The following is a 24807-nucleotide window of genomic DNA, read 5'->3' on the forward strand; positions in this document are numbered from 1 at the left end:
GCAAATCTGCTTCAGCTAAAAATTCGTGTAATTAGATAATCCGGAAAAATTAGTGTAAAAATTTCTCATTTATTCCATCTGATCGGTATAAATATCAAAAAAGAGGCCTCTCTGCTTGCCCGGCTAATGAAGTGATCGCGCTTCAAAAATGGTGTTTTCTCCCACTTGATAATATCGTATAGTTTATAGCAATAAGCTTGAGTAACTGCTTGTTTATTAGTACGTTTTATTGAGGTGTGATTTTTGAAAAATCTGCCAAAAACATAAAACAGTACCCGCTAAAAATTGTTGAAAACTTTTAGTGGGGGAAAGTGGTAAGAAGTGGTAAAAGTATTTACTTTTACGTTACAAAATTGCCCAAGTCATACAATGTCGTTTTTAACCGGTGAATTTGAGTGTAAGCTTGATCCTAAATTTAGGATGATGATACCGGCTGGCCTTAAAAGAAAGCTTCCTGAACTGGAATCTGAAGGCCTGGTGATCAATCGCGGGTTTGAAAAATACCTTGTCATATACACTAAAAAGGAATGGGATAAGCGACTTGAAGATTTGAGCAAACTTAATGAATACGAAGAGGATAATATAGCCTTTATACGATATTTTACCCGTGGTGCCACCGAGCTTATGCCTGATGCTGCCGGTCGGGTATTGTTGCCAAAATTCCTGTTGGAATATGCGGGTATAAAAGGTGATGTGGTGCTGGCTTGCCAGTTAAACAAAATTGAGGTTTGGGATGCTGAAGCGCACCGTAAGCTGATGGACGATGAGCCAAAAAGTTTTAGCGCGCTGGCAAAAAAAGTAATGGGTGGTAAAAGTAAGGAGCAGGAATGAGTGAGTACCATGTACCGGTAATGCTGAAGGAATGCATTGATGGGCTGAATATTGATCCGGATGGTACTTATGTGGATGTGACTTTTGGTGGTGGCGGGCATTCGCGCGAGATATTGAAGCATTTGGGGCCTAAAGGCAGGCTGATCGCTTTTGATCAGGATGCCGATGCGCAACGGAATATAATTGATGATGAACGTTTTGTTTTTGTAGACCAGAATTTCAGGTATCTCAAAAACTTTTGCCGTTTACATGGGGCTATCCCCGTAAACGGGATCCTGGCCGATCTGGGTGTGTCATCGCACCAGTTTGATGAGGCCGATCGTGGCTTTTCCATCCGGTTTGATGCCGAGTTGGATATGCGCATGAACCAGTTGGGCGAGCTGACTGCTAAAGATGTGGTAAATAACTATTCGGTTGCCGACCTGCACCGGATCTTTGGCATTTACGGAGAAATTCAAAATGCCAAATCGCTGGCAGAAACTATTGCGACTGCAAGGTTAAATGCTTCGATAGTGACCATTGCTGATCTGAAAAATGTGATCAGTAACCGCATCCCAAAAGGAAAAGAAAATAAATACCTGGCACAAGTGTTCCAGGCATTAAGGATAGAGGTTAACCAGGAGCTGGAAGCATTAAAGGATTTTTTAATACAGTCGGCCGAGGTTTTGGGTATTGGGGGAAGGCTGGTGGTGATGTCATATCACTCGCTGGAAGACAGGCTGGTAAAAAACTTCATCGCCAAAGGCAAGTTCAGCGGCGAGGTGGAGAAAGACCTTTATGGCAACGATAATAAACCGCTTGATGCTGTAAGCCGCGGGGCTATAACAGCATCGGCAGAGGAGATAACCAATAATAACAGGGCACGGAGCGCTAAGTTAAGAATAGCTGTAAAAAAATGACCAATCGTTTACGTACAGAAATTCAGGAAGAGGAAGAAGTTGAGGAGGTTATTGAGGAAAGGCAAAGACCTGCAAGGGAACTGCCCGATAACTTTTTTACGCAACTTTTTACCAAAGGCCTTCTCACTACCGAGAGGGCTACCAATGCTTTGCCTTTTGTTTTGTTTTTGGCGTTTTTGGGTATGGTGTACATTGGTAATATGCACTTTGCCGAAAAATCGGTAAGGGAGATTGACGCGCTTACCAAAGAAGTTAAAGAACTGGGTTGGGATTATAAATCGACAAAGGCTGATATGGCATTTAAAAGCACACTTACTGAAGTTGCTAAGCGTGCAGATACATTGGGCCTGAGCCAATCGGTTGATCCGCCCGGAAAAATAACAGTAAAGGAGGTTTCTGATGGGAATTAGGACTAACATACTGGCCAGGGTTTATTTAGCCTTCGGGCTTGTGTTGCTTTTGGCAATTGCTGTTACTGTACAGTTATTCCGCCTGCAATTTGTTCAGGGCGATAAATGGAAAGCTATGGCTGCCGATCTTTCGGCGCAATACCAAACTGTTGAAGCTGCGAGGGGTAATATTTTTTCTGTTGACGGAAGCTTGCTGGCTACCTCGATACCTGAGTATGAGCTGCACATGGATATGCTGGCTGGTGGTATTGCTTCCGATACGGCGTTTAATAATAATATCGACCTACTGGCTGCAAAGCTATCGGGTATGTTTGGTGACAGGTCGGCAAGGGATTATTCGCGTGTGCTGCGTGAGGCCCGTAAGGATAGCTCACGTTATGTGCTGGTCAGGCGCAAGGTATCATACCAGGATTTGAAAAAGATCCGCCAGTTCCCGGTGTTTAACATGGGCAAGTACAAAGGTGGTTTGATCGTTATTCAAAAAAACAGGAGAATCCTTCCGTTCCAGTCGCTTGCGGCGCGTACTATCGGTTACAAAAACGAAAACGTAAAGAACCCTGTAGGCTTGGAGGGTGCTTATTCGGCATATATTAATGGCGAAAGCGGCAGGCGCTTAATGCAAAGGATTCCTGGGGGAATCTGGATGCCTGTTGATGATGATGATGAGATAGCGCCTAAAGATGGTGCTGATATTATTTCAACCATCAACGTAAACTTTCAGGATGTAGCGCAAGATGCGTTGAAAAAACAACTGGTAAAAAGCGCGGCCGATCATGGCTGCGTTGTGCTTATGGAGGTATCTACCGGCGAGATCAGGGCGATTGCTAACTATACCCGCACTAAGGATGGTGATTATAAAGAGCAGATGAACTATGCCATCAGCAATGCTATCGATCCGGGATCGACTTTTAAACTGGCATCGTACATGACCATGCTCGATCAGCATAAAATTGATACCAGCACTATAGTGAATGCCGAAGGCGGCAGGTTTAAGTTCCCAAAGGGGCCAACCATTACTGATACCGAGCATGATAACTATGAAATGTCGGTTAAGCGGGCTTTTGAAGAATCATCAAACGTGGCAGCAGCCAGGCTTGTTGACCAGTTTTATCATAATAACCCATGGCAGTACATCAATAAGCTGTACAGCTATCATTTGAATGAAAAGCTTGGTTTACAAATACAGGGTGAAGGAAGACCGGTGATCAAGAATCCATCAAACCGCAGCTGGAACAAAAATTACAGTTTGCCCGAAATGGCTTATGGTTATGAAATGAACATTACGCCGCTGCAAATGCTGGCTTTTTATAATTCGGTAGCCAATAATGGAAAAATGATAGCTCCGCTGCTGGTTCGTGAGATCCGCAGGCTGGGTAATCCTATCGAGCAGTTCCAGGCGAGGGTAATTACCGAGCAGGTATGTTCTGAAGCAACTTTAGGTAAAGTGCGGGGGATGTTAGAAGGTGTTGTGATGAATGGTACCGGTAAAAACGTTATTAAAAACAAGCTTTACAGCGTGGCCGGCAAAACCGGTACGGCACAGGTAGCAAACGGTACCAAAGGTTATAAAGACAAGAAATATCAGGCTTCGTTTTGCGGTTATTTCCCTGCCGATCATCCTAAATATTCGATGATCGTGGTGATCAATAACCCAACCCAGGGCGATTACCTGGCGGCAAAGGTTGCTGGTCCGGTGTTCAGGGAAGTAGCGGACAGGGTTTATGCTAATGATTTGGATATTAACCAAAGCTCACAGACGCATTACGTAGGCAATACTGTAATGCCGCAGGTAAAACAGGGCAATATGAAGGCTTTGAAAAAAGTTTATTCAAAACTGGGTGTTAAACCTTTGTATGCATCGGCCAATAGTACGGTTGATACCAGCAACGGGATCCCGTTTGAAGAAGTAAAATATAAAAACGGCACCGTGCCGGCGGTGACAGGCATGGGACTTAGCGACGCGTTATATGTAATGGGTAACGCCGGTTATAAGGTAACTGTACGCGGAAGCGGCATTGTTACCAATCAATCGGTTACCGGCGGAAGTGCAATACCAAAAGGATCACGAATATTAATAGAGTTGCAATGAGGTATTTAAGCGATATAATTGATGGACTGGCCTTCACTGAGTTGCAGGGAAGCGCTGATGTGGAGATAACGGCAATTGCTTTTGATTCGAGGGCGGTAATCCCGGGATCGATGTTTGTTGCTGTAAAGGGCACTCTTGTTGACGGACACGATTATATTGACCAGGCCATAAAAAAAGGTGCGGTAGCAGTAATTTGTGAAGACCTGCCTGCCCATACCACCGGCGAGGTAGATTTCCTGATGGTAGCCGATTCGGCCGTAGCATTGGGTATTGTAGCTGCTAACTTTTATGATAATCCATCGGCTAAATTAAAACTGGTTGGTGTAACAGGTACTAATGGTAAAACAACTATTGCTACGCTACTATATCAGTTATTTCGTGATCTGGGTTATAAATGTGGTTTGCTGTCGACTGTTGAAAATCAGATCAACGGCAAGGTGATCCCATCAACCCATACCACGCCTGATCCGGTTGAGCTGAACAGCCTGCTTGCCGAAATGCTGGATAGTGGTTGTGATTACTGTTTTATGGAGGTGAGCTCGCATGCCATTTCACAAAGGCGTATTGAGCGCCTGGTGTTCGCGGGCGGTGTATTCACCAATTTAACACACGATCATTTAGATTATCATAAAACCTTTTTGAGGTATTTAAATGCTAAGAAAGCATTTTTTGACGGCTTGCCTAAAGATGCATTTGCGCTTACTAATAGCGACGATAAGAACGGGAATGTAATGCTGCAGAATACAGCAGCACATAAAAAAAGCTATGGCCTTAAAACCATGGCCGATTATAAAGCCCGCATCCTCGAAAATCAGTTCAGCGGTTTGCTGCTGCAAATTGATGGCGAGGAAGTATGGTTTAAAATGGTGGGTACGTTCAACGCTTATAACCTGCTTGGGGTATATGCTACCGCGATGCTGCTTGAACAGGATAAAGCCAAAGTGCTTACTAGCTTAAGCAAACTGACTGGTGCTGAAGGCCGCTTTGAATACATAACTGCGCCTAATAAAGTTGTAGGTATAGTTGACTATGCCCACACACCAGATGCTGTGCAGAACGTACTGAGTACCATCCATGATATCCGCAAGGGCAACGAAAAGGTAATTACCGTCATTGGCTGCGGTGGCGACAGGGATAAAACCAAGCGCCCTATCATGGCTAAAACAGCTTGCGAGTGGAGCGATAAAGTGATCCTGACATCTGATAATCCGCGTACCGAAGACCCGGCGCAGATCATCAAAGAGATGGAAGAAGGTGTTGATCCGGCATTTAAAAGGCATACGGTAAGCATCGTCGACAGGCACGAGGCTATCAAAACAGCTTGTATGCTGGCTAATCCCGGTGATATTATCCTGGTGGCAGGCAAAGGGCACGAAAAATATCAGGAGATAAACGGAGTGAAAAACCACTTCGACGATATGGAAGAACTGGAAAGTCGGTTCAAAGATTTGGTTTGAAAGATGGGGCCAATTGCAAAGGTGGTTGGTTAGATTAAGAAGATACTATTAGTAAAAGAGGAGAGCAATGTTGTATTACCTGTTTAATTACTTAAGCAAAAATTATAGCATACCAGGAACTGGGGTATTTCAATACATCACTTTCCGGACGGCAATGGCTGTAATTACATCATTGCTGATCACTACGGTTTACGGTCGCCGGTTAATTGATTACCTGCGTTTTAAACAGGTAGGTGAAACCGTAAGAAATTTGGGATTAGAAGGGCAGATGCAAAAATCAGGTACACCTACAATGGGTGGGATCATTATTTTGTTGGGGATCCTGGTGCCAACGTTACTTTTTGCCAAGTTGGATAATGTGTACGTGATCCTGATGATCGTAACCACCGTTTGGCTGGGTGCTATCGGCTTTTTGGATGATTACATTAAAGTATTTAAAAAGAATAAGGAGGGTTTGGCAGGCCGGTTCAAGATCATCGGTCAGGTTGGTCTGTCACTTATTGTGGGGTGGACAATGTATTTCAACAGCAATATCATTATCCGTCAGGAAGTGGTTTTGCCGGTGAAAGATGATGCTCCGGTTGAGTTTCATATGAAGCGTAACGTTCCTGTTTATACCCAGGATGTGCACTCTACCAAAACAACCATGCCTTTTTATAAAAACAATGAGTTTGATTATGCCAAGGTATTGAAGTTTTTAGGGGCTGGTTATGAGCAGTACGCGCTGGTAGTGTTCCTGTTTTTTGTGATCCTTATAATCACGTTCATATCAAACGGAGCTAATATTACTGATGGAATAGACGGTTTGGCTACGGGTACATCGGCCATCATCGGTATTACGCTGGCTATATTGGCTTATGTATCGGGTAACACGGTTATTGCCGATTACCTGAACATTATGTATATCCCCAATTCGGGCGAACTGGTGGTTTTCGCCGGTGCTTTTGTGGGGGCGTGCGTAGGCTTTCTATGGTATAACTCATACCCGGCACAAGTGTTTATGGGCGATACCGGTAGTTTAGCCATAGGCGGTATCATAGCGGTGTTCGCTATCATGATCCGCAAGGAACTGATGCTGCCATTACTATGCGGTGTTTTCCTGGTAGAGAATTTTTCGGTGATCATACAGGTATCGTGGTTTAAGTATACCAAAAAAAGGTTCGGCGAGGGCAGAAGGGTGTTTTTAATGGCACCACTGCACCACCACTATCAGAAAAAAGGTTTCCACGAAGCAAAGATCGTTACCCGCTTCTGGATCATTTGTATCCTGCTGGCGATAGTGACGGTGATAACGTTGAAGCTTCGTTAGAGGTTAGTGATTGGAGGTTAGGAGACAAGAGATCGAGAGCCAGGAAATCAAGCGTCAAGAGACAAGAAAGAAAAGAGAATCGGTGAAATCATCAAACAATCGATGAAATCCCAAAAGAAAATAAAGAATGAATCAAGACAATAAAATATCAACCCAATCAACTTCCTCTCCTGTGGAGAGGGCCGGGGTGAGGTTAGTCATCCTCGGTGCCGGCGAGAGCGGTGTTGGGGCGGCATACCTTGCGCAGCAGCAGGGCTTTGATGTTTTTGTGTCGGATTTTGGCGGCATTGCCGATAATTATAAAAAGCAACTCGAGGATTGGAAAATTCCTTTTGAAGAGAAACAACATACAGAAGAACTGATCCTGAGCGCTGCCGAAGTGATCAAAAGCCCGGGGATCCCTGATAAGGCCCCGATCATTAAAAAGCTGCATGAAAAGGGGATTCCCGTGATATCTGAAATTGAGTTTGCCGGAAGGTATACTGATGCAAAGATCATAGGGATCACAGGCTCAAACGGTAAAACTACGACTACCAGCCTAACCTACCACATCCTGCACAACGCAGGCATGAACGTTGGTTTAGCAGGTAACATCGGTAAAAGCTTTGCCTACCAGGTGGCTACTGAAAAGTTCGATTGGTATGTGCTGGAGCTAAGCAGCTTTATGCTCGACGATATGTTCAAATTTAAAGTTGACATAGCCGTATTATTAAATATTACGCCTGACCATTTGGACAGGTACGACTATAAATTGGAAAACTACGCGGCATCAAAATTCCGCGTAACCCGGAACCAAACAGCGGCCGACTATTTTATTTATTGTGCCGATGACCCTGAAACCATTAAAGGCATGAGGGAACGAACGTTCGGGGCACAGCTGTTGCCGTTTTCCATACAGCAAAAATTTGAACCGGGCGCATACCTGGATAGTAACGACAATATTGTCATAAACACAAAACAAGAACATTTTACAATGTCAATTCAAGAACTGGCCCTGCAAGGCAAACACAACATTTACAACTCCATGGCATCGGGTATTGTAGCAAAGGTGTTGGAGCTGCGCAACGAAACGATGAGGGAGAGCATGGGCAACTTTAAAAGCATTGAGCACCGCCTGGAGTTTGTTGCCAATATATCGGGCATCCGCTTCATTAATGATTCAAAGGCTACCAACGTTAACTCAACCTGGTACGCTTTAGAAAGCATGACCAGCGATGTAGTGTTGATTTTGGGTGGTGTTGACAAAGGAAATGATTACAACATGCTTAATGACCTGGTTAAGCAAAAAGTAAAAGCCATTGTGTGTTTAGGCAAGGATAACAAACGCATCCATGAGGCCTTTGATGATATGGTTGATATTATAGTTAACACAGCATCGGCCCAGGAAGCCGCAACGGTGGCTTATCACCTGGCAACCAAAGGCGATACGGTATTGCTATCCCCGGCTTGCGCCAGCTTCGATCTTTTTAAAAATTACGAAGACCGCGGCCAACAGTTTAAAGAGGCAGTGAAGGAATTATAGATGTGCAGATTTCAGATGTGCAGATGATAAAAGAGTAAGGCAAAGATACAGGATCAGGGTAATCCCAAAATCCTAAAAATCAAGGTTCATAGACTATGCATAGGATATTAGAAAATACAAAAGGAGATCGCTGGATATGGCTCATTGTCATATTGCTTTCTGTTATATCCTTGTTAGCGGTATACAGTTCGGTTGGTACGCTGGCATTTAAGCAGGGTAAAGGTGTGGAGATCATCCTCATGAAACACGTGTTCATGATAGTGGGTGGTATTGCGCTGATGTATTTTTCGCACAAGCTTGATTACCGTTATTATGCCGGGATCTCTAAGGTGATGATGATCATTACCATTCCGCTGTTGCTGTATACGCTGGTTTTTGGTAGTCATATCAATAATGCCAGCCGCTGGATAGCCATCCCCGGAACGGGATTAAGCTTCCAGACTTCGGATTTGGCTAAGCTGGCTTTGATCACCTACCTGGCCCGTACGTTATCGCGCAAGCAGGAAAATATTAAGGATGTTAAAGAATCCTTTTTGCCCATCATGGGTTCGGTATGCGTGGTGTTTATCCTGATAGCGCTGGCCAACCTTTCAACAGCTTTGATGCTGTTTGGGGTTAGCATATTGTTGTTGATCATCGGTCGTATCAGTATCAGGCAAATAGCCATTACCTGTGCCGCCGGCTTTATACTATTGTTAGGTGTGATTTTTCTTGGTCCAAGGAGGCATACTTATGTATCGCGTATGAAGGTGTTTATGCATCCGGAACTGGCAAAGGCTGATAAATCGTTCCAGAGTGACCATGCCAAGATTGCCATTGCAACAGGCGGCATATTTGGAAAAGGCCCCGGGAACAGTACCGAAAGAAACTACCTGCCCGAATCATACTCTGATGAAATTTATGCCATCATAGTTGAAGAGTATGGCCTGGTAGGGGGCATAATAGTGGTGGGGATCTATGTGTTCCTGCTGTATCGATGTATCAAGATTATAACGAAGGCGCCAAAGGCATTTGGAGCTTTGCTGGCCTGCGGCTTAAGTTTCAGCTTAACCATACAGGCTTTTGCCAATATGGCTGTAGCCGTTGGTTTAGGTCCGGTAACGGGTGTGCCGCTGCCGCTGGTGAGTATGGGGGGAACATCGATATTGTTTACAAGTATCGCCTTTGGTATTATACTTTCAGTAAGTAAGGATATTGAAGAGCCTAAGAAAGATAAAACTATAAAAGAAGACAGTACAGGCCCTAATAAAATTATAGTAGGAGAGATCAGGACGGTGTAAAACTGGTGATTAGTGGTTGGAGATAAGAGATTAGTTATAAACAAGGTTAGGAATAGGATTTAAGTTAAATATTAAAAGCATGTCAAAAAGGATAATCATAAGCGGTGGCGGAACAGGAGGACATATCTTCCCGGCTATCTCTATTGCCAATGCTTTGAAAAATATTGATCCCAATACCGAGATCCTGTTTGTGGGCGCTAACGGGCGTATGGAAATGGATAAGGTTCCGGCGGCTGGTTATAAGATCATCGGGTTGGATATCCAGGGGATCCAGCGTGGCTCTATTGTTAAAAACCTGATGTTCCCTGTTAAGCTTGCCAATAGTGTGCTTAAGGCTATCAAGATCATTAAGGATTTTAAGCCCGATGCCGCGGTAGGTGTGGGCGGATATGCTTCGGGACCCTTGCTTTATGCTGCATCGTTAAAAGGAATACCTTACCTCATACAGGAGCAAAACTCCTATGCTGGTATCACCAATAAATGGCTGGGTAAGCATGCCCAGAAGATCTGTGTAGCTTTTGATGGTATGGAGAAATTTTTTCCTGCCGATAAGATCATCAAAACCGGTAACCCTATCCGCAAGGATGCGGTGAACATTGCCGGCAAACACATGCAGGCTTTGGAGTTGTATCACTTATCGGCTTTTAAAAAAACGATACTGATAACCGGCGGCAGCCTTGGGGCACGAACACTGAACAACAGTATCATGAATGGTATTGATAAACTACTGGCTGCCGATGTACAGGTGATATGGCAAACCGGCAAGTTTTATTATAAAGGTATCATCGAAAAGCTGGGCGAAAATTATCATCCCGACTTGCAGATCAGGGAATTTTTAACTCGGATGGACCTGGCCTATGCTGCAGCCGATATCATTATATCAAGGGCTGGAGCTGGCACAATAGCCGAGCTGTGTGCCATTAAAAAGCCGGTGATCCTTGTGCCTTCGCCAAATGTGGCCGAAGATCATCAAACTAAAAATGCTTTGGCATTGGTACATGAAAACGCGGCTGCTTTTGTGGCCGACAGGGATGCCGAAGCAAAGCTGGTCGACAGGGCGCTTGAATTATTAGAAGACCGCGATCTGCAAAAAAAATTGAGCAATAACATTGGTAAAATGGCTATGCCAAATGCCGATGAAGTTATAGCAAAGGAACTTATCCAAATTATAAGTAACAATTAAATGATGGTCCTCCTCTTCCAAAGGGAGGAGGGCCTTTTTTAAACAAATTGAAAATGGAACTGCACGATATAAAACGAGTTTATCTCATAGGCATAGGCGGCATCGGTATGAGCGGCCTGGCCCGCTATTTCCATCATTTAGGTTGTATTGTTTGCGGATATGATAAAACGTCGACTGATTTAACAAACCAGTTGCACAACGAGGGGATCCAGGTTGTTTTTGAAGATCACGCGGATTATATCCCCATGAGTTTTCAGAAACCCTGCAGCGATACGCTTATTATTTATACGCCTGCAGTACCAAAGGATTCGCACATCGTTAACTATTTCAAAAATCACGGTTTTGAGCTGTTCAAACGCTCGCAGGTTTTAGGGTTGATCAGTAAAAGTTCGTTTACTATTGCTGTAGCCGGTACGCATGGCAAAACTACCACTTCAACCATGGTAGCACATTTGCTTAAGGCATCGGGTAATGATTGCTCGGCATTTTTGGGTGGTATTTCGTCAAACTACCAAACCAACGTGCTTTACGGCAAAAACAATGTAATGGTGGTTGAGGCCGATGAGTATGATCGTTCGTTTCTTACCCTGTATCCGGATGTGGCCATCATCACCTCGATGGATGCCGATCACCTGGATATCTATGGGGATCACGCGCACCTGACTGAGTCGTTCAGGTTATTTGCTTCGCAGATAAAACCGGGAGGCACATTGGTGCATAAAAATGGTTTGCCTTTGGATGGTGGTTATACCTACGCCTTTGAAGACGAAACTGCCGATGCACATGCATCTAACGTTCGTATCATTGAAGGCGACTTTTACTTTGATTATAACAGTGCAGCGGTAAATATCACTGATATAAAAATGGGCATAGCAGGTACCCACAATGTAGAGAATGCTGTAGCCGCCATTGAAGCAGTGTTGAAACTGGATATTGCCCCGGCTGATATCAAGGAAGCATTGGCATCATTTAAAGGTGTTAAACGGAGGTTTGAATATATTGTTAAAACACCGGAGCATATTTATATTGATGACTATGCACATCATCCTGAAGAACTGAGGGCATGTATCTCATCAATTAAAAGATTGTATCCGGCTAAAAAGTTAACGGCTATTTTTCAACCGCATTTATTTACCCGCACCCGCGACTTTGCCGATGGCTTTGCCGAAGTGCTTGACATGGTTGATGAGCTGATATTACTGGAAATTTACCCGGCGCGTGAGTTGCCTATTGAAGGAGTTAATTCGCAGATGCTGCTTAACCGCATGCAGCTGCAAAATAAAAGGATACTGAGTAAAGAGGCCGCGGTAGCTTCGGTAGCTGCCGAAAAGCCTGAACTATTATTAACGGTAGGTGCCGGTGATATTGATACACTGGTACAGCCATTAAAACAAGTATTGAGTAATGAATAAAAAACTCATTTGGAAGCGCCTGCTGATAGGTTGTGCCTGGGTAATAAGCCTGGGTGGCCTTGTGGTGCTCATGAGTTTTATTGAAACAAAAAAAGCGGGGGTAAAGTGTACAGCGGTAAATGTGAGCATTCCAGGCGGTCAATATTTTATTGACAAGCAGGAGGTCGACCACATTATCGAAGTTACCAGTCACTCGCTGGTAGGCAGGCCTATCGAAAATATTAACATCCAGGAGTTGGAAGATAAACTAAAAGCGAACCCTTTTATTGAGTTTGCCAAGGTTTATACCGAAATGGACGGGGTACTAAGGGTTGAAGTAAGCCAGCGCCAGCCGATACTAAGGATCATGAACCATTATGATATGGATTTTTATGTAGATCAGCATGGTTTAAAGATCCCGCTATCGCCAAACTTTACCGCAAGGGTACTGGTGGCTAATGGTTTTATTGAAGAACTGTTTACCAACCATGTTGATTCGTTGCACACACGCGTGGCTAAAGATCTGTTTAAAACGGCTGATTATATCCGCAGGGATTCGCTTTGGGATGCACAGATAGCGCAGATGTATGTGAACAGCGACCGCGAGATCGAGCTGATCCCCAGGGTGGGCAATCAAAGGATCCTGATCGGTAATGCCGATTCGCTCAATGTGAAGTTAAATAACCTGCAGGCTTTTTATAAGCAGGTGTTGCCAAAAGTAGGCTGGGATACTTATAAAGTGATCAATGTAAAGTATACCAACCAGGTAATTGGTATAARAAATGAAAATATAAAAGCTGATTCGGTAAAAGCGGCTAAGGCTGCCAAACAGGATTCGCTCAAAACGAAAAGGGACTCATCTCAAATTAAATTGTAATATGGACAAAAGCTCAACTCAGGAAAAAAGTTCGCCAATTGTAGTAGGATTGGATATCGGAACTACCAAGATATGTGCCATTGTTGGGCGCAGGAGCAGGAACGGGAAGATTGAGGTTTTAGGAATTGGCAAAGCCGAATCTGCCGGTGTAACGCGCGGCGTGGTTTCAAATATAGATAAAACAGTACAGGGCATTCACCAGGCGGTGGATGTGGCGGGCTCGCAATCCAACGTGGAGATCAGGGTGGTGAACGTGGGTATTGCCGGTCAGCATATCAAAAGTCTGCAACACCGCGGTTTAATTACCCGTCGTGACCTGCAATCGGAGATCAGCCGTAAGGATATTGATAAACTGATTGAGGATATGTATAACCTGGTAATGCCTCCGGGCGAGGAGATTATACATGTATTGCCGCAGGAGTTTACGGTAGATAATGAGCCTGGGATCAAAGATCCGATAGGTATGGCGGGTGTTAGGCTTGAAGCTAACTTCCACATTATCTCTGGCCAGGTAACCGCTATCAAAAATATTGTAAAGTGTGTTAACAAGGCCAGCCTGGAAAGCCAGGAACTGATCCTTGAACCGCTGGCATCTTCTGAATCTGTTTTGAGCGAAGAAGAAAAAGAAGCCGGTGTGGTTTTGGTTGATATCGGTGGTGGTACTACCGACGTAGCTATCTTCCACGAAGGCATCATTCGTCATACTGCCGTTATCCCTTTCGGCGGTAACAGCGTAACCGAAGATATCCGCGAAGGCTGTTCTGTAATGCGCAACATTGCCGAGCAACTGAAAGTGAGGTTTGGATCTGCCCTGGCCGACGAGAACAAAGAGAATGAGATTGTATGTGTTCCGGGTTTACGCGGCCGTGAGCCAAAAGAAATTTCGGTAAAAAACCTGGCTTACGTGATCCAGGCGCGTATGGAAGAGATCGTAGAACATGTTTACTACGAGATCAAATCATCAGGCTACGAGAAAAAGCTGATAGCAGGTATCGTAATAACAGGTGGCGGCGCGCAGTTGAAACACTTACGCCAGTTAGTTGAGTTTGTAACCGGTTTGGATTGCCGTGTAGGTTATCCTACTGAGCATTTGGCCAAAAACGAAGTGCTGCCAAAAACTGTTTACGAAGAATTGCAAAGCCCAACTTTTGCTACCGGTATTGGTTTGTTGATAAAAGGTATCCAGAAAGTGGAATACATGAATGAAGCAATCCCGGCCGAAGTAAAAACGGCTAAGCCCAAATACGATGCTAAAACTAAAGAAGGTGGCTTGTTAGACAGGTTGCTGAAAAAGAGCATCACATTTATTAAGGATGACATTAAGGATGAGGACTTTCTGAAATAATAATTATTCACAAGGGTAAAACTTATTCACATTGCTCACAAATGTGGAAAAACCTTGTTGAAAAAGTGTTATTATTACAATGGTAAAATCTAATGTTGGTTGATTTACATATAGCTGAAAACGAAGATTATGCATTTTGAAATGTTAAAAGAAAAATCGTCGATCATCAAGGTAATTGGTGTTGGCGGTGGTGGTGGAAACGCGGTAAACCATATGTACAGGCAAGGAATTACCGGTGTTGATTTTATAATCTGCAACACGGATGCCCAGGCATTGGAGCTGAGCCCTATACCTAACAAGGTGCAGTTGGGTGCCAGTTTAACCGAGGGCATGGGTGCAGGCTCGATACCCGAAGTTGGCAAAAATTCGGCTATTGAGAATATTGACGATATTAAACAGATGTTGGGCGTTAATACCAAAATGCTGTTCATTACAGCAGGTATGGGCGGTGGCACAGGTACAGGCGCAAGCCCTATTATTGCCAAAGCAGCGCGCGAAATGGATATATTAACGGTGGGTATCATCACCACGCCTTTCTCTTTTGAAGGTAAACGCCGTAAAATGCAGGCTGATGCCGGTTTGGAAGAATTGAGGAAATACGTTGATTCGTTCCTTGTGATCTCAAACGACAGGCTCCGCCAGATCTTTGGTAACCTTACTATGAGTTCGGCATTTGCACAGGCTGATAATATCTTGACCACGGCTGCTAAAGGTATCGCCGAGATTATCACCTTGCCGGGTTATATAAACGTCGACTTTAAGGATGTGCGCACAGTGATGAAAGATAGCGGTGTATCTATCATGGGCAGCTCTACTGCCGATGGTGAAAACCGTGCCTTAAAAGCTGTGGAAGGTGCACTGGCATCGCCATTGTTAAAGGATAATGAAATTGAAGGTGCAAGATATATATTGCTGAACATCAGCTCGGGCCTTAAGGAGGTTACCATGGATGAGATCAGTGTAATTACTGATTACATACAGGAAGAAGCTGGTTTAGCTGCCGACCTGATCTGGGGTAACTGTATCGACGAAAACCTGGGTGAGCAATTATCGGTAACTATTATTGCTACCGGTTTCCAAACCAAAGATGAGCGCGAAAAGGAGCACAGCAACAAGAAAATTGTTTCGATGCTGGTACCTGAAGAGCCTCAGCAGGCAAGGCCGGTTAATGAGTTTATTAAACCTGTTAAAGTTGATGCTCCTGCCGAGCCTTATGCTAAAGCTCCTAAAGAGGATGCTAAACAGGCTGGTTTGTTTGATATGTTTGCCGGCAGCCGCCAGGAAGAACCTGCTGTAGTAAGGCATAGCCTGATGCACGAGGAAGAACCTGAAGCTGATAACGAACCGGATACTGCCGGATTCACTTTTAAAATGAGCGAACCCGTAAGCTACGAGCCGCCTGTAAAGGAACAGCCACGCATGCCAGAACCTGAGCCTGAACCGGCTCCTGTTGTTGGTGCTGATGATAACAAAACCAACGAATCAATTGAAGAGCAGTTGAAGAAATCGCGTGAGCGCATTATGAGGTTGAAAGACCTGAGCATGAAGTTGCGTACCGGTAACATCCAGGAACTGGAGAATGTACCAGCTTACAAACGCAAGGAAATTGCCCTGCAGGACACCCCGGCATCTGACGAAAGCCAGATCTCCCGTTTTTCCCTGATGCAGGATAGCGAAGGTAATGTGGAGATCAGGAATAACAACTCATACCTGCACGGAAACGCAGATTAGGAATAGAGGCAAGGCTTTTAAGAGTCAGGACGCCAAGATTAAAGAGACAAGAAAAATAAAACCACAATAATTGAATGGGAGATCGACAAAAGAATTAAATCTGAAAGTTGATCTCCCTTTTTGTTAGATACTTTTATTGATTTTGATTCGTTAATCTGGTTTTCGTGGTCTTTATTTCCTTGGTCTTGAACCTTGACTTCTTGGGTCTTGTATCTAAAAGTCTTGCTTCTTTCGCAAAAGGTTATAACCTATTCTAAAAAGTTATAGCTATTGTTTAAAGGTGTTTTAACGGCTATATTTGCATTTAAATTTATAAAAGCAATTCATTTTGGATTTATTTGATAAAATAACAAAAAGCTTGGGTGGGCCGATAGGTCAGCACCAAAAGTGGTCGCATGGTTATTTTTCTTTTCCTAAGCTGGAAGGTGAGATAGGCCCGCATATGGAGTTTAAGGGTAAAGAGCACCTGGTATGGAGCCTTAACAATTACCTCGGTTTGGCTAATCACCCCGAAGTAAGGCAGGCCGACGCGCAAGCCGCTGCCGATTACGGTATGGCTTACCCCATGGGCGCAAGGATGATGTCGGGAAACTCTATCCATCATGAAGAACTGGAGGATGGATTAGCCAAATTTGTTGGCAAACAATCAGCCTTCTTACTTAACTATGGTTACCAGGGAATGGTATCTATCATCGATGCCCTGGTTGACAGGAACGATGTTATTGTTTATGATGCCGAATCGCACGCCTGTATTATTGACGGCGTACGTTTACATATGGGTAAACGCTTTGTTTATCAGCACAACGATATCGAAAGCTGCGAAAAACAGCTGGAGCGCGCAACCCGCTTAACTGAACAAACCGGCGGCGGTATATTACTGATCACCGAAGGTGTTTTTGGTATGTCGGGCGCTCAAGGCAAACTTAAACAGGTTGCCGAACTTAAAAAGAAATTCAACTTCCGTTTACTGGTTGACGATGCGCATGGTTTTGGTACTATGGGTAAAACAGGTGCCGGTACACATGAGGAGCAGGATTGCCTGAACGAGGTAGATGTTTACTTTGCAACTTTTGCCAAATCAATGGCCGGTATCGGTGCTTTCGTTGCTGCCGATCAGGATATTATCCATTACCTGCGCTATAATATGCGTTCGCAAACTTTTGCCAAAGCATTGCCAATGCCTATGGTATTAGGTTTGAAAAAACGTTTCGAAATGCTGAAATCCCAGCCAGAGCTTCGCGAAAAATTATGGCAGATCGCTAATGCTTTACAGGCAGGTTTAAGAGAGCGGGGTTTCGACCTTGGTGCTTCAAATACCATGGTTACCCCGGTATTTTTAAAAGGTGATCTGTACGAAGCTACCGCGTTAACCCGCGACCTGCGCGAGAACTACGGTATCTTTTGTTCAATAGTAGTGTACCCGGTTATTCCTAAAGGCTTAATTGTATTAAGGTTGATCCCAACAGCTGCACATAGTTTAGATGATGTACAGCGTACCCTTGATGCTTACAGCGCTATTGGTGAAAAGTTAAAAGCAGGTTATTACAAAGAAAATAAACTGGAGATTGCTTAATAGCAAATCTGGTGAATAATATAGATAGCCCCGGGGATGATCCGGGGCTTTTTTGTGTTTTGGAATTTGATGTAGAGACGCATCACATGCGTCTCCCGTGCGCAAAGCCGCTATAGCTAATAAATGCGTAGTCGCTTGTCCTGCGGGAGACGCATGTGTACGTCTCTACGCACGCGAGTGCGATGCCAAAACCTTGATAAAACGTTTCCTAAATTATTTTAGCAAGCTTTTTTGTTTAACTAAAACGCTTTTCTATTTTTACGCCTACCATATCAAAACCATGAAATTAACCAGACGACATTTTATAAAAATTAACAGCGTTGCAGCTGCCGGTATCGGTTTGGGCGTAACCCCTGTATTCGCCTCGGCTTTGGCCCCGGCTTTTGAAAGTCAACGCCCGAAACTGGCCGATCGTAAATTCACCAGCAAGGCTGTGGAGGCCATCATTAAAAAAGTTAAGGCTGATATTAAAGATCCTGAAGTTGCCTGGCTTTTTGAAAATTGCTATCCCAACACTTTAGATACTACGGTAAACTATTCTGAAAAAGATGGTAAGCCCGATACATTCGTGATCACCGGCGATATTAACGCTATGTGGATGCGTGATTCATCAGCACAGGTTTGGCCGTACCTGCCGCTTATTAAAAATGATCCGGCGCTTAAAAAGCTGATCCAGGGTGTATTGAGCCGCCAGGCTAAATGTGTGATTATTGACCCTTATGCCAATGCCTTTAACGAAGGCCCGACCGGCAGCGAATGGGACAGCGACCGCACTACTATGAAACCCGAATTGCATGAGCGCAAATGGGAGATTGATTCACTTTGCTATCCTGTAAGGTTGGCTTACAACTATTGGAAAATTAGCGGCGATAGCAGTTTCTTCGACGAAAACTGGCAAAAAGCTGGCAAGATCATCCTTGCTACTTTTAAAGAGCAGCAACGCAAGGATGGTAAAGGCCCGTACTTCTTCCAGCGTAAAACCGAGACACAAAGTGATACCGCACCAAACAGGGGCTATGGTAACCCGGTTAAACCCGTTGGTTTAATCTGCTCCATCTTCCGCCCGTCGGATGATGCTACCATTTATCCGTTCCTGATCCCGTCAAACTACTTCGCTGTAGCAAGCTTAAATCAAATGGCCGAGATGTACAGCACCATAGGTCATGATGCTGCTACTGCTGATGCTTGTAAAGCTTTAGCAACAGAGGTTCAGGCAGCACTTAAGCAATATGCTATTGGCCACCATCCGCAATTTGGACAGGTAATTCCGTTTGAGGTGGATGGTTACGGAAACCAGTTGTTTATGGACGATTCAAATGTACCAAGCCTGCTCGCTTTACCTTATCTTGATTCGGTAAAGGTTGATGACCCTTTGTATCAAAGCACCCGTAAGTTTGTGTTAAGTGATAGTAACCCTTACTACTTTAAAGGCACTGCTGCCGAAGGTATTGGCGGTCCGCACGTTGGTATTGGCTACATTTGGCCAATGGCAATCATTATGCGCGGCATTACATCAACCGATAAAGCGGAGATTGTACAGTGTATCAAATGGCTGAAAAGCACCCACGCGGGCACCGGTTTTATGCACGAATCCTTCAATAAAGATGATGCAAAGGACTTTACCCGCAAATGGTTTGCCTGGGCTAACACTTTATTTGGCGAATTGATACTAAAAGTGCACGAGCATTACCCTGATATACTACAGCAGACTTTTTAAACCTGTTAAATATATTAATACTTAATAGTATTTAAAATACGGCGTTTAGATTGTATAGATTGCTATAAATATTATTTATGATAATCTATGATTTGTATTTTAATTATTAATGAAGCTTATTTAAAAGTATAAGTTTGATTTGAACTTTTTAATAAAAAATAAACGAGGGCTAATAAACTTAAAGGGCTAAAAATGTGGAAAAAAACCACTGTCAAGGCCGTATTTTTCGGCTTCAAAAGTTTTTAATTAACAAAAAACATTTTAGCTTAGCTTAATTAAAACAATAAACCTCAAAATTTAAAAGGAGTAATTAAATGAAAAAATTTACTGAAGTAAAAGAGCTTGTAGCAGCTTTAGAGGCCGACGCCGATAAATTCTACAATAAAGGAAACAGCGCTGCCGGTACACGTGTACGTAAAGGCATGCAGGATCTTAAAAACCTGGCACAGGCAATCCGCCTTGAGGTTCAGGAAGCTAAGAATAAAGAGGCTTAGTAAGATTTTTATCATCTTATTCCAATAAAAAACCCGGTCCATGGACCGGGTTTTTTATTTATTGATATTTTTCAGGGTTGTAAAAAAGTGTCATTGCAAGGCACGAAGCAGTCCCCGATTTGAAGAGCGGCTAAGTAAGTCCGCCCTGTATAGTTTGGGATTGCTTCGTGACTCGCAACGACGTGAAGTAGAGAGTTCTTATAAATTTAAACTGTTAAGCCCTTACTGCTACCGGTGCCAGCTTTTTAAGCTCATCTGCAATAGCATCAGCAGTTTTTTCGCTTACCTGTACCAGTGGCAATCTTACAGTATCGCCGCAGACGCCCAATTGTTTCAGCGCGGTTTTAACACCTGCAGGGCTTCCATCGGAAAACATCAAGCGGGTAAACTCTATCAGATTAAAATGCGCGGCATGTGCACCTTTGTAATCGTTATTGAGCAAAAGCCTCACCATGTCAGATAGCTGACGGGGCAAGGCATTACCGATAACCGATATTGCGCCAACGCCCCCTAAAGCCATCATTGGTAAAGTAACCGGATCATCGCCAGAGATAAACAGAAAATCTTCAGGTTTATCTCGCATCAATTGATTAAACAGATCGAAATTACCTGATGCTTCTTTAATACCGATGATGTTTTTAAACTCTTTTGCCAGGCGCACAGTTGTTTCTGCGCTAACAGTGCTGCCTGTGCGGCTTGGTACGTTATATAATATTATCGGCAATTTGCTGTTTTGTGCAATTGCTTTATAATGCTGATAAATACCCTCCTGGGTGGGTTTGTTATAATGCGGACTTGCTGAAAGTATAGCATCATAACCATTAATATCAAACGATTTTATTTGCTCAACAACTTCATGAGTATTATTGCCTCCTATACCGGCTACCAGGCCAACGCGCTTATTTACCACTTCGGCAGTGAAAGCCCAAACTTGCTTTCGTTCAGCCTCGCTCAATGTGGCGCTTTCGCCGGTTGTACCTAACGATACCAGGTATTCCACCCCGCCATCAATCAAATGTTCAATCAGGTTTCTCAACCCGTCGTAGTCAATTTGACCATCCGCATGAAAAGGGGTCACCATAGCTACCCCTGTTCCGTAAAATATATTCATGAGTAAAATTAAAAGGATGCTAATATAGTGATTAGTGATTGGAGATTAGCGGTTTGTTAGCGGTTTATTTTTTGAAAAAGTGCCTTGGTTGAGTTTAAAGTTAGATTTTGGGGTGGGGGATTGCATTTTATCCCATCCGTCATTGCGAGGCACGAAGCAATCCCCGATAAGCAGGTCCGCCCTGTATAGTTTGGGATTGCTTCGTGCCTCGCAATGACGCGGTGGAGATATTATCAAATCACCCCAAACAACGATCCACCCTTTTCTCCCAGTTTATCAACCGTTTTTTCAACTTCCGGAACCCGTTCCAGCACAGGCGCGTGATGTGGTTTTATCCGGGCATCAATGATCAGCGGGCCTTTGCAGCCCCAGTGTTTATGTTCGGTAAAACTGCCCACGCCATAAATATCATGCGAAGGGTTACTGCGGGTAAAGGTTACCCACACAAAGTTATTGATGGTTTGTGCGGCAAAGCCGGCATCATCACAAAGCACTATCAGTGGCAGTCCATTTAAGTCTTCGTCCTGCAAATGATATTCAATAATGCTGATGACGTTATCGATATCCTTGTGATTTACGTGTTTGGGAACCTCAACCATTAACACGCCGGGCATAGCCATTTTGTAGCCGGTGATAGGGCGTGGGAAGTTGAACCAGTCCGGTAATTTTGTCCAAAGTTCCCGTTTGATATCGCCGGCAACCGTGATGGCTACTTTACTGCCCGAGTTTAGGCCTTCGCCGCTATAGTCGAGTGTATCGATAGTGGTGTTGGTGTGGAAATGCAGGTCGCGGGTGAGGTCAATCCTTTGCAGGATGTGCTTCAGGAAGCTGCCTACATCATTTACATTAAGTTTTGGATCATCCTCCTGCGCGGCAATGAACAGGTATTTGGCAAGGCTTAGCTGCCCTTTGCCTAAGATGTGATTGGCAATAGTTACAATCTCCTGTGGCTTGCGCTCTTTAAGATATGGAGTATAACGCTCACTGCCAATGGCGAAAAGGAGCGGGTGTACACCTGCTGCATCAACAGCATTAACGGCATGCAAACCGGGGATTTCTTTGGGAATAGCCGAACCTGTAATTTCATGTATCAATGCCCCGAAACTGGTATCCTCCTGCGGCGGGCGGCCAACCACAGTGAATGACCATATGGCGTCTTTACGGTGATAAACGTTATGCACTTTCATCAGCGGGAAGGGATGTATCAAACTGTAATAGCCTAAATGATCACCAAAAGGCCCTTCTGGTTTATTTTCGTGCGGCATCACAGTGCCGGTGATCACAAAATCAGCATCGGCCGAAATGCAGAAACCTTCATCGTCATAAAAATAGCGGAAGCGACGGTTACCCAACGCACCAGCAAAGGTCATTTCCGATAAACCTTCGGGCAGAGGCATTACTGCAGCAACAGGATGCGCCGGTGGACCACCTACAAAGATGCTTACTTTTAACGGCTGTCCTTTGGCATTGGCTTTGGTTTGATGCACGCCGATCCCCCGGTGGATCTGGTAATGCAAACCGATCTCCTGGTTTTGGATATAATCATTACCGGCCAGCTGTATGCGGTACATACCCAGGTTGGCATTCATGATGCCCGGCTGATCGGCATCTTCAGTGTAAACCTGAGGCATGGTAACAAATGGGCCGCCGTCCATAGGCCAGTTCACAATTTGCGGAATATCGCTGATGTTGCATTTGCCAAATTTGATCGGTGCACCCGATCCGCCTTTCATAGGTAATGCCGAAAGGGCTGTTAAGCCAACACCAGCATATTTAAAAGGGTTTTTAATGGCCTTTATCGGCTCGTTTTTTATATCGACCAAGACCTTGATCTTTTCGAGCGTATCCCTGAAAATAAATTTCGACCTGTCGAGCGTACCAAACAGGTTGGATACTGCGGGAAACTTACTGCCTTTTACATTTTCAAATAATATAGCAGGTCCCTCATTTTCAAATACGCGTAAGTGTATCGCTGCCATTTGCAGGTAAGGGTCCACTTCTTCTTTAATACGAACAAGGTGGCCGTTTTTTTCGAGATCGATAATGCAGGCTTGTAAACTTGAGTAACCCATAGGGGCGAAATTAAGAAATAAGTTCATTGGGTCATCCATTTCATTGTCATTGACCCGTTGATATGATGGATAGGTTTGATCCTTAATTAAGATAGGCAATGACTCAATGACCTAATGATAAAATCCTTACTTTCGCTTCAAATTTCAATTCCTTTATGTCGGTTACCGTACTTACGCTTATTATACTTGTTGGGTCGTATTTTGCGGGATTGTTGGGCTCATTGACGGGTTTAGGTGGAGGGGTTGTCATTATTCCATTACTTACTATTTTACTAGGGGTTGATATCCAGTATGCTATTGGCGCATCGCTCATATCGGTTATTGCCACATCATCAGGCTCGGCGGCAGCTTATGTTAAAGAGGGGATAACCAACATCAGATTGGGTATGTTCCTGGAGATTGCCACTACCGCAGGTGCCATGGTTGGCGCACTGATAGCAGTTTATATCCCAACCAATTTTATAGCGGTTTTATTCGGTGTGATCCTGATCCTTTCGGCGATAATGTCGCTCCGGAAAAAATCGCAGCAAATCCATCAGCAAAAAAGCAAACTGGCTGAAAAATTGAAACTGAACGGTAGTTTTCCAACTCCGGCAGGGGAAGTAGCCTACTCGGTAAGGAATGTAGGCGGCGGCTTTTTCATGATGCTTTTTGCCGGGGTAATATCGGGCCTGCTTGGCATAGGTTCGGGTGCACTGAAAGTTTTGGCGATGGATGGCATTATGCGCATTCCCTTTAAAGTATCAACTACTACCAGTAATTTTATGATAGGGGTTACCGCTGCCGCAAGCGCAGTAGTTTATCTGCAACGGGGGTACATTGATCCTGGCCTTTCCATGCCGGTTGCTATAGGTGTTTTATTGGGAGCATTAACCGGGTCAAAAATATTGGTGCATACGTCATCATCGGGCTGGTTGCGCTGGGTATTTGCCCTGGTGGTTACGTTTTTAGCATCGCAAATGATATATAAAGGAATGACAGGAGCTATATAGTTCATTGGTTCATTAGTTCACTGGTTCATTGGTGCTTATCTGATGGGTCATACCGGTTGCCTGGCAGCCAGACTAATGAATAATACACCAATGAACTAATGAACAAGTGAACTAATGACTAAAAAGTTTAAGGATACCGATATGCAGGCCGTAATAGGCTGGATACTGCGCGCAGGGGTGCTGGTATCAATGAGTGTTATTTTTATTGGCGGGGTTATTTACCTGTACCGGCACGGACAAGCACATGTTGATTACAGCAAGTTTGTTGGCGTGCCCGATTTGGTGAGTAATCCAGGTGCTATTATCCATGGCGTGTTTACTTTGCGCGGCCGGGCAATTATACAAACAGGGATCATTTTGCTGATAGCCACACCGGTTATCAGGGTGATATTTTCGGCCATAGGCTTCATTATGGAAAAGGATTACCTGTACACGGCTATCACTATACTTGTGCTGTTTATTATTTTAGCCAGCATGATAAGCGGTCACGCAGGATAATATTTTTAAAAACCTTTTTGTATTTA

At 44.1% G+C, this 24807-nt stretch carries 20 protein-coding genes; 18 read left to right on the forward strand and 2 right to left on the reverse strand.

Going from position 1 to position 24807, the window contains the following annotated elements:
* Positions 1-369 precede the first annotated feature (369 nt).
* From AC1DUD_RS03395 to AC1DUD_RS03470, 16 genes are all read left to right on the forward strand, one after another.
* Complete coding sequence (locus AC1DUD_RS03395; protein ID WP_477371613.1) at positions 370-831, forward strand: division/cell wall cluster transcriptional repressor MraZ; 462 nt, start codon at positions 370-372, stop codon at positions 829-831.
* The gene (gene rsmH / locus AC1DUD_RS03400; RefSeq protein WP_477371615.1) at positions 828-1730 is read left to right on the forward strand and encodes a 16S rRNA (cytosine(1402)-N(4))-methyltransferase RsmH; all 903 of its coding nucleotides are present in this window, start codon (positions 828-830) and stop codon (positions 1728-1730) included. The genes AC1DUD_RS03395 and rsmH overlap by 4 nt, the downstream gene beginning before the upstream one ends.
* Positions 1727-2140, forward strand: coding sequence for an FtsL-like putative cell division protein (locus tag AC1DUD_RS03405; RefSeq protein ID WP_477371617.1), 414 nt, complete (start codon positions 1727-1729; stop codon positions 2138-2140). The genes rsmH and AC1DUD_RS03405 overlap by 4 nt, the downstream gene beginning before the upstream one ends.
* Complete coding sequence (locus AC1DUD_RS03410; RefSeq protein ID WP_477371620.1) at positions 2130-4229, forward strand: penicillin-binding protein; 2100 nt, start codon at positions 2130-2132, stop codon at positions 4227-4229. The genes AC1DUD_RS03405 and AC1DUD_RS03410 overlap by 11 nt, the downstream gene beginning before the upstream one ends.
* Positions 4226-5686, forward strand: a complete 1461-nt coding sequence (locus AC1DUD_RS03415) for a UDP-N-acetylmuramoyl-L-alanyl-D-glutamate--2,6-diaminopimelate ligase (protein WP_477371621.1) — start codon at positions 4226-4228, stop codon at positions 5684-5686. The genes AC1DUD_RS03410 and AC1DUD_RS03415 overlap by 4 nt, the downstream gene beginning before the upstream one ends.
* A 67-nt stretch (positions 5687-5753) precedes the next feature.
* Positions 5754-6995, forward strand: a complete 1242-nt coding sequence (mraY, locus tag AC1DUD_RS03420) for a phospho-N-acetylmuramoyl-pentapeptide-transferase (RefSeq protein WP_477371622.1) — start codon at positions 5754-5756, stop codon at positions 6993-6995.
* 127 nt (positions 6996-7122) lie between these two features.
* Positions 7123-8517: a UDP-N-acetylmuramoyl-L-alanine--D-glutamate ligase gene (gene murD, locus AC1DUD_RS03425; protein ID WP_477371625.1), complete on the forward strand. Its 1395-nt coding sequence runs from the start codon at positions 7123-7125 to the stop codon at positions 8515-8517.
* Positions 8518-8612: 95 nt separating this feature from the next.
* Entirely contained in the window at positions 8613-9797 is a 1185-nt protein-coding gene (locus AC1DUD_RS03430) for an FtsW/RodA/SpoVE family cell cycle protein (protein WP_477371627.1), read from the forward strand.
* A 79-nt stretch (positions 9798-9876) separates the two neighbouring features.
* Positions 9877-10980 carry an undecaprenyldiphospho-muramoylpentapeptide beta-N-acetylglucosaminyltransferase gene (gene murG / locus AC1DUD_RS03435; protein ID WP_477371629.1) on the forward strand — a complete coding sequence of 368 codons (1104 nt, stop codon included), beginning with the start codon at positions 9877-9879 and terminating at the stop codon, positions 10978-10980.
* Positions 10981-11033: 53 nt separating this feature from the next.
* Positions 11034-12392, forward strand: a complete 1359-nt coding sequence (gene murC, locus AC1DUD_RS03440) for a UDP-N-acetylmuramate--L-alanine ligase (RefSeq protein ID WP_477371631.1) — start codon at positions 11034-11036, stop codon at positions 12390-12392.
* Positions 12385-13248: a cell division protein FtsQ/DivIB gene (locus tag AC1DUD_RS03445; protein ID WP_477371633.1), complete on the forward strand. Its 864-nt coding sequence runs from the start codon at positions 12385-12387 to the stop codon at positions 13246-13248. Before murC ends, AC1DUD_RS03445 begins: the two co-directional genes overlap by 8 nt.
* Position 13249: 1 nt before the next feature.
* Positions 13250-14593, forward strand: coding sequence for a cell division protein FtsA (gene ftsA, locus AC1DUD_RS03450; RefSeq protein ID WP_477371635.1), 1344 nt, complete (start codon positions 13250-13252; stop codon positions 14591-14593).
* 129 nt (positions 14594-14722) lie between these two features.
* Positions 14723-16324 (forward strand): cell division protein FtsZ, encoded by a 1602-nt coding sequence (gene ftsZ, locus AC1DUD_RS03455; RefSeq protein ID WP_477371637.1) that lies wholly within the window; start codon positions 14723-14725, stop codon positions 16322-16324.
* Positions 16325-16652: 328 nt separating this feature from the next.
* Positions 16653-17897, forward strand: coding sequence for an aminotransferase class I/II-fold pyridoxal phosphate-dependent enzyme (locus AC1DUD_RS03460; protein WP_477371640.1), 1245 nt, complete (start codon positions 16653-16655; stop codon positions 17895-17897).
* Between the two features lie 280 nt (positions 17898-18177).
* On the forward strand, positions 18178-19614 hold the full coding sequence (locus tag AC1DUD_RS03465; protein ID WP_477371642.1) for a glycoside hydrolase family 125 protein: 1437 nt from the start codon (positions 18178-18180) through the stop codon (positions 19612-19614).
* 314 nt (positions 19615-19928) lie between these two features.
* Positions 19929-20108: a histone H1 gene (locus AC1DUD_RS03470; protein WP_090529881.1), complete on the forward strand. Its 180-nt coding sequence runs from the start codon at positions 19929-19931 to the stop codon at positions 20106-20108.
* Between the two features lie 214 nt (positions 20109-20322).
* Here the strand turns inward: AC1DUD_RS03470 and dapA are convergent, their stop codons facing one another.
* A complete protein-coding gene (gene dapA / locus AC1DUD_RS03475) occupies positions 20323-21219 on the reverse strand; it encodes a 4-hydroxy-tetrahydrodipicolinate synthase (RefSeq protein ID WP_477371645.1) in 897 nt (298 codons plus the stop codon).
* Between the two features lie 233 nt (positions 21220-21452).
* Positions 21453-23291: a UbiD family decarboxylase gene (locus tag AC1DUD_RS03480; RefSeq protein ID WP_477371804.1), complete on the reverse strand. Its 1839-nt coding sequence runs from the start codon at positions 23289-23291 to the stop codon at positions 21453-21455.
* A 155-nt stretch (positions 23292-23446) separates the two neighbouring features.
* Between AC1DUD_RS03480 and AC1DUD_RS03485 the strand changes: the two genes are divergently transcribed.
* Both AC1DUD_RS03485 and AC1DUD_RS03490 read left to right on the forward strand, forming a co-directional pair.
* On the forward strand, positions 23447-24283 hold the full coding sequence (locus AC1DUD_RS03485) for a sulfite exporter TauE/SafE family protein (RefSeq protein ID WP_477371647.1): 837 nt from the start codon (positions 23447-23449) through the stop codon (positions 24281-24283).
* Positions 24284-24397: 114 nt separating this feature from the next.
* The gene (locus AC1DUD_RS03490; protein WP_477371649.1) at positions 24398-24781 is read left to right on the forward strand and encodes a DUF1634 domain-containing protein; all 384 of its coding nucleotides are present in this window, start codon (positions 24398-24400) and stop codon (positions 24779-24781) included.
* Positions 24782-24807 lie beyond the last annotated feature (26 nt).

This window comes from Mucilaginibacter sp. P4_A11, assembly GCF_056402535.1.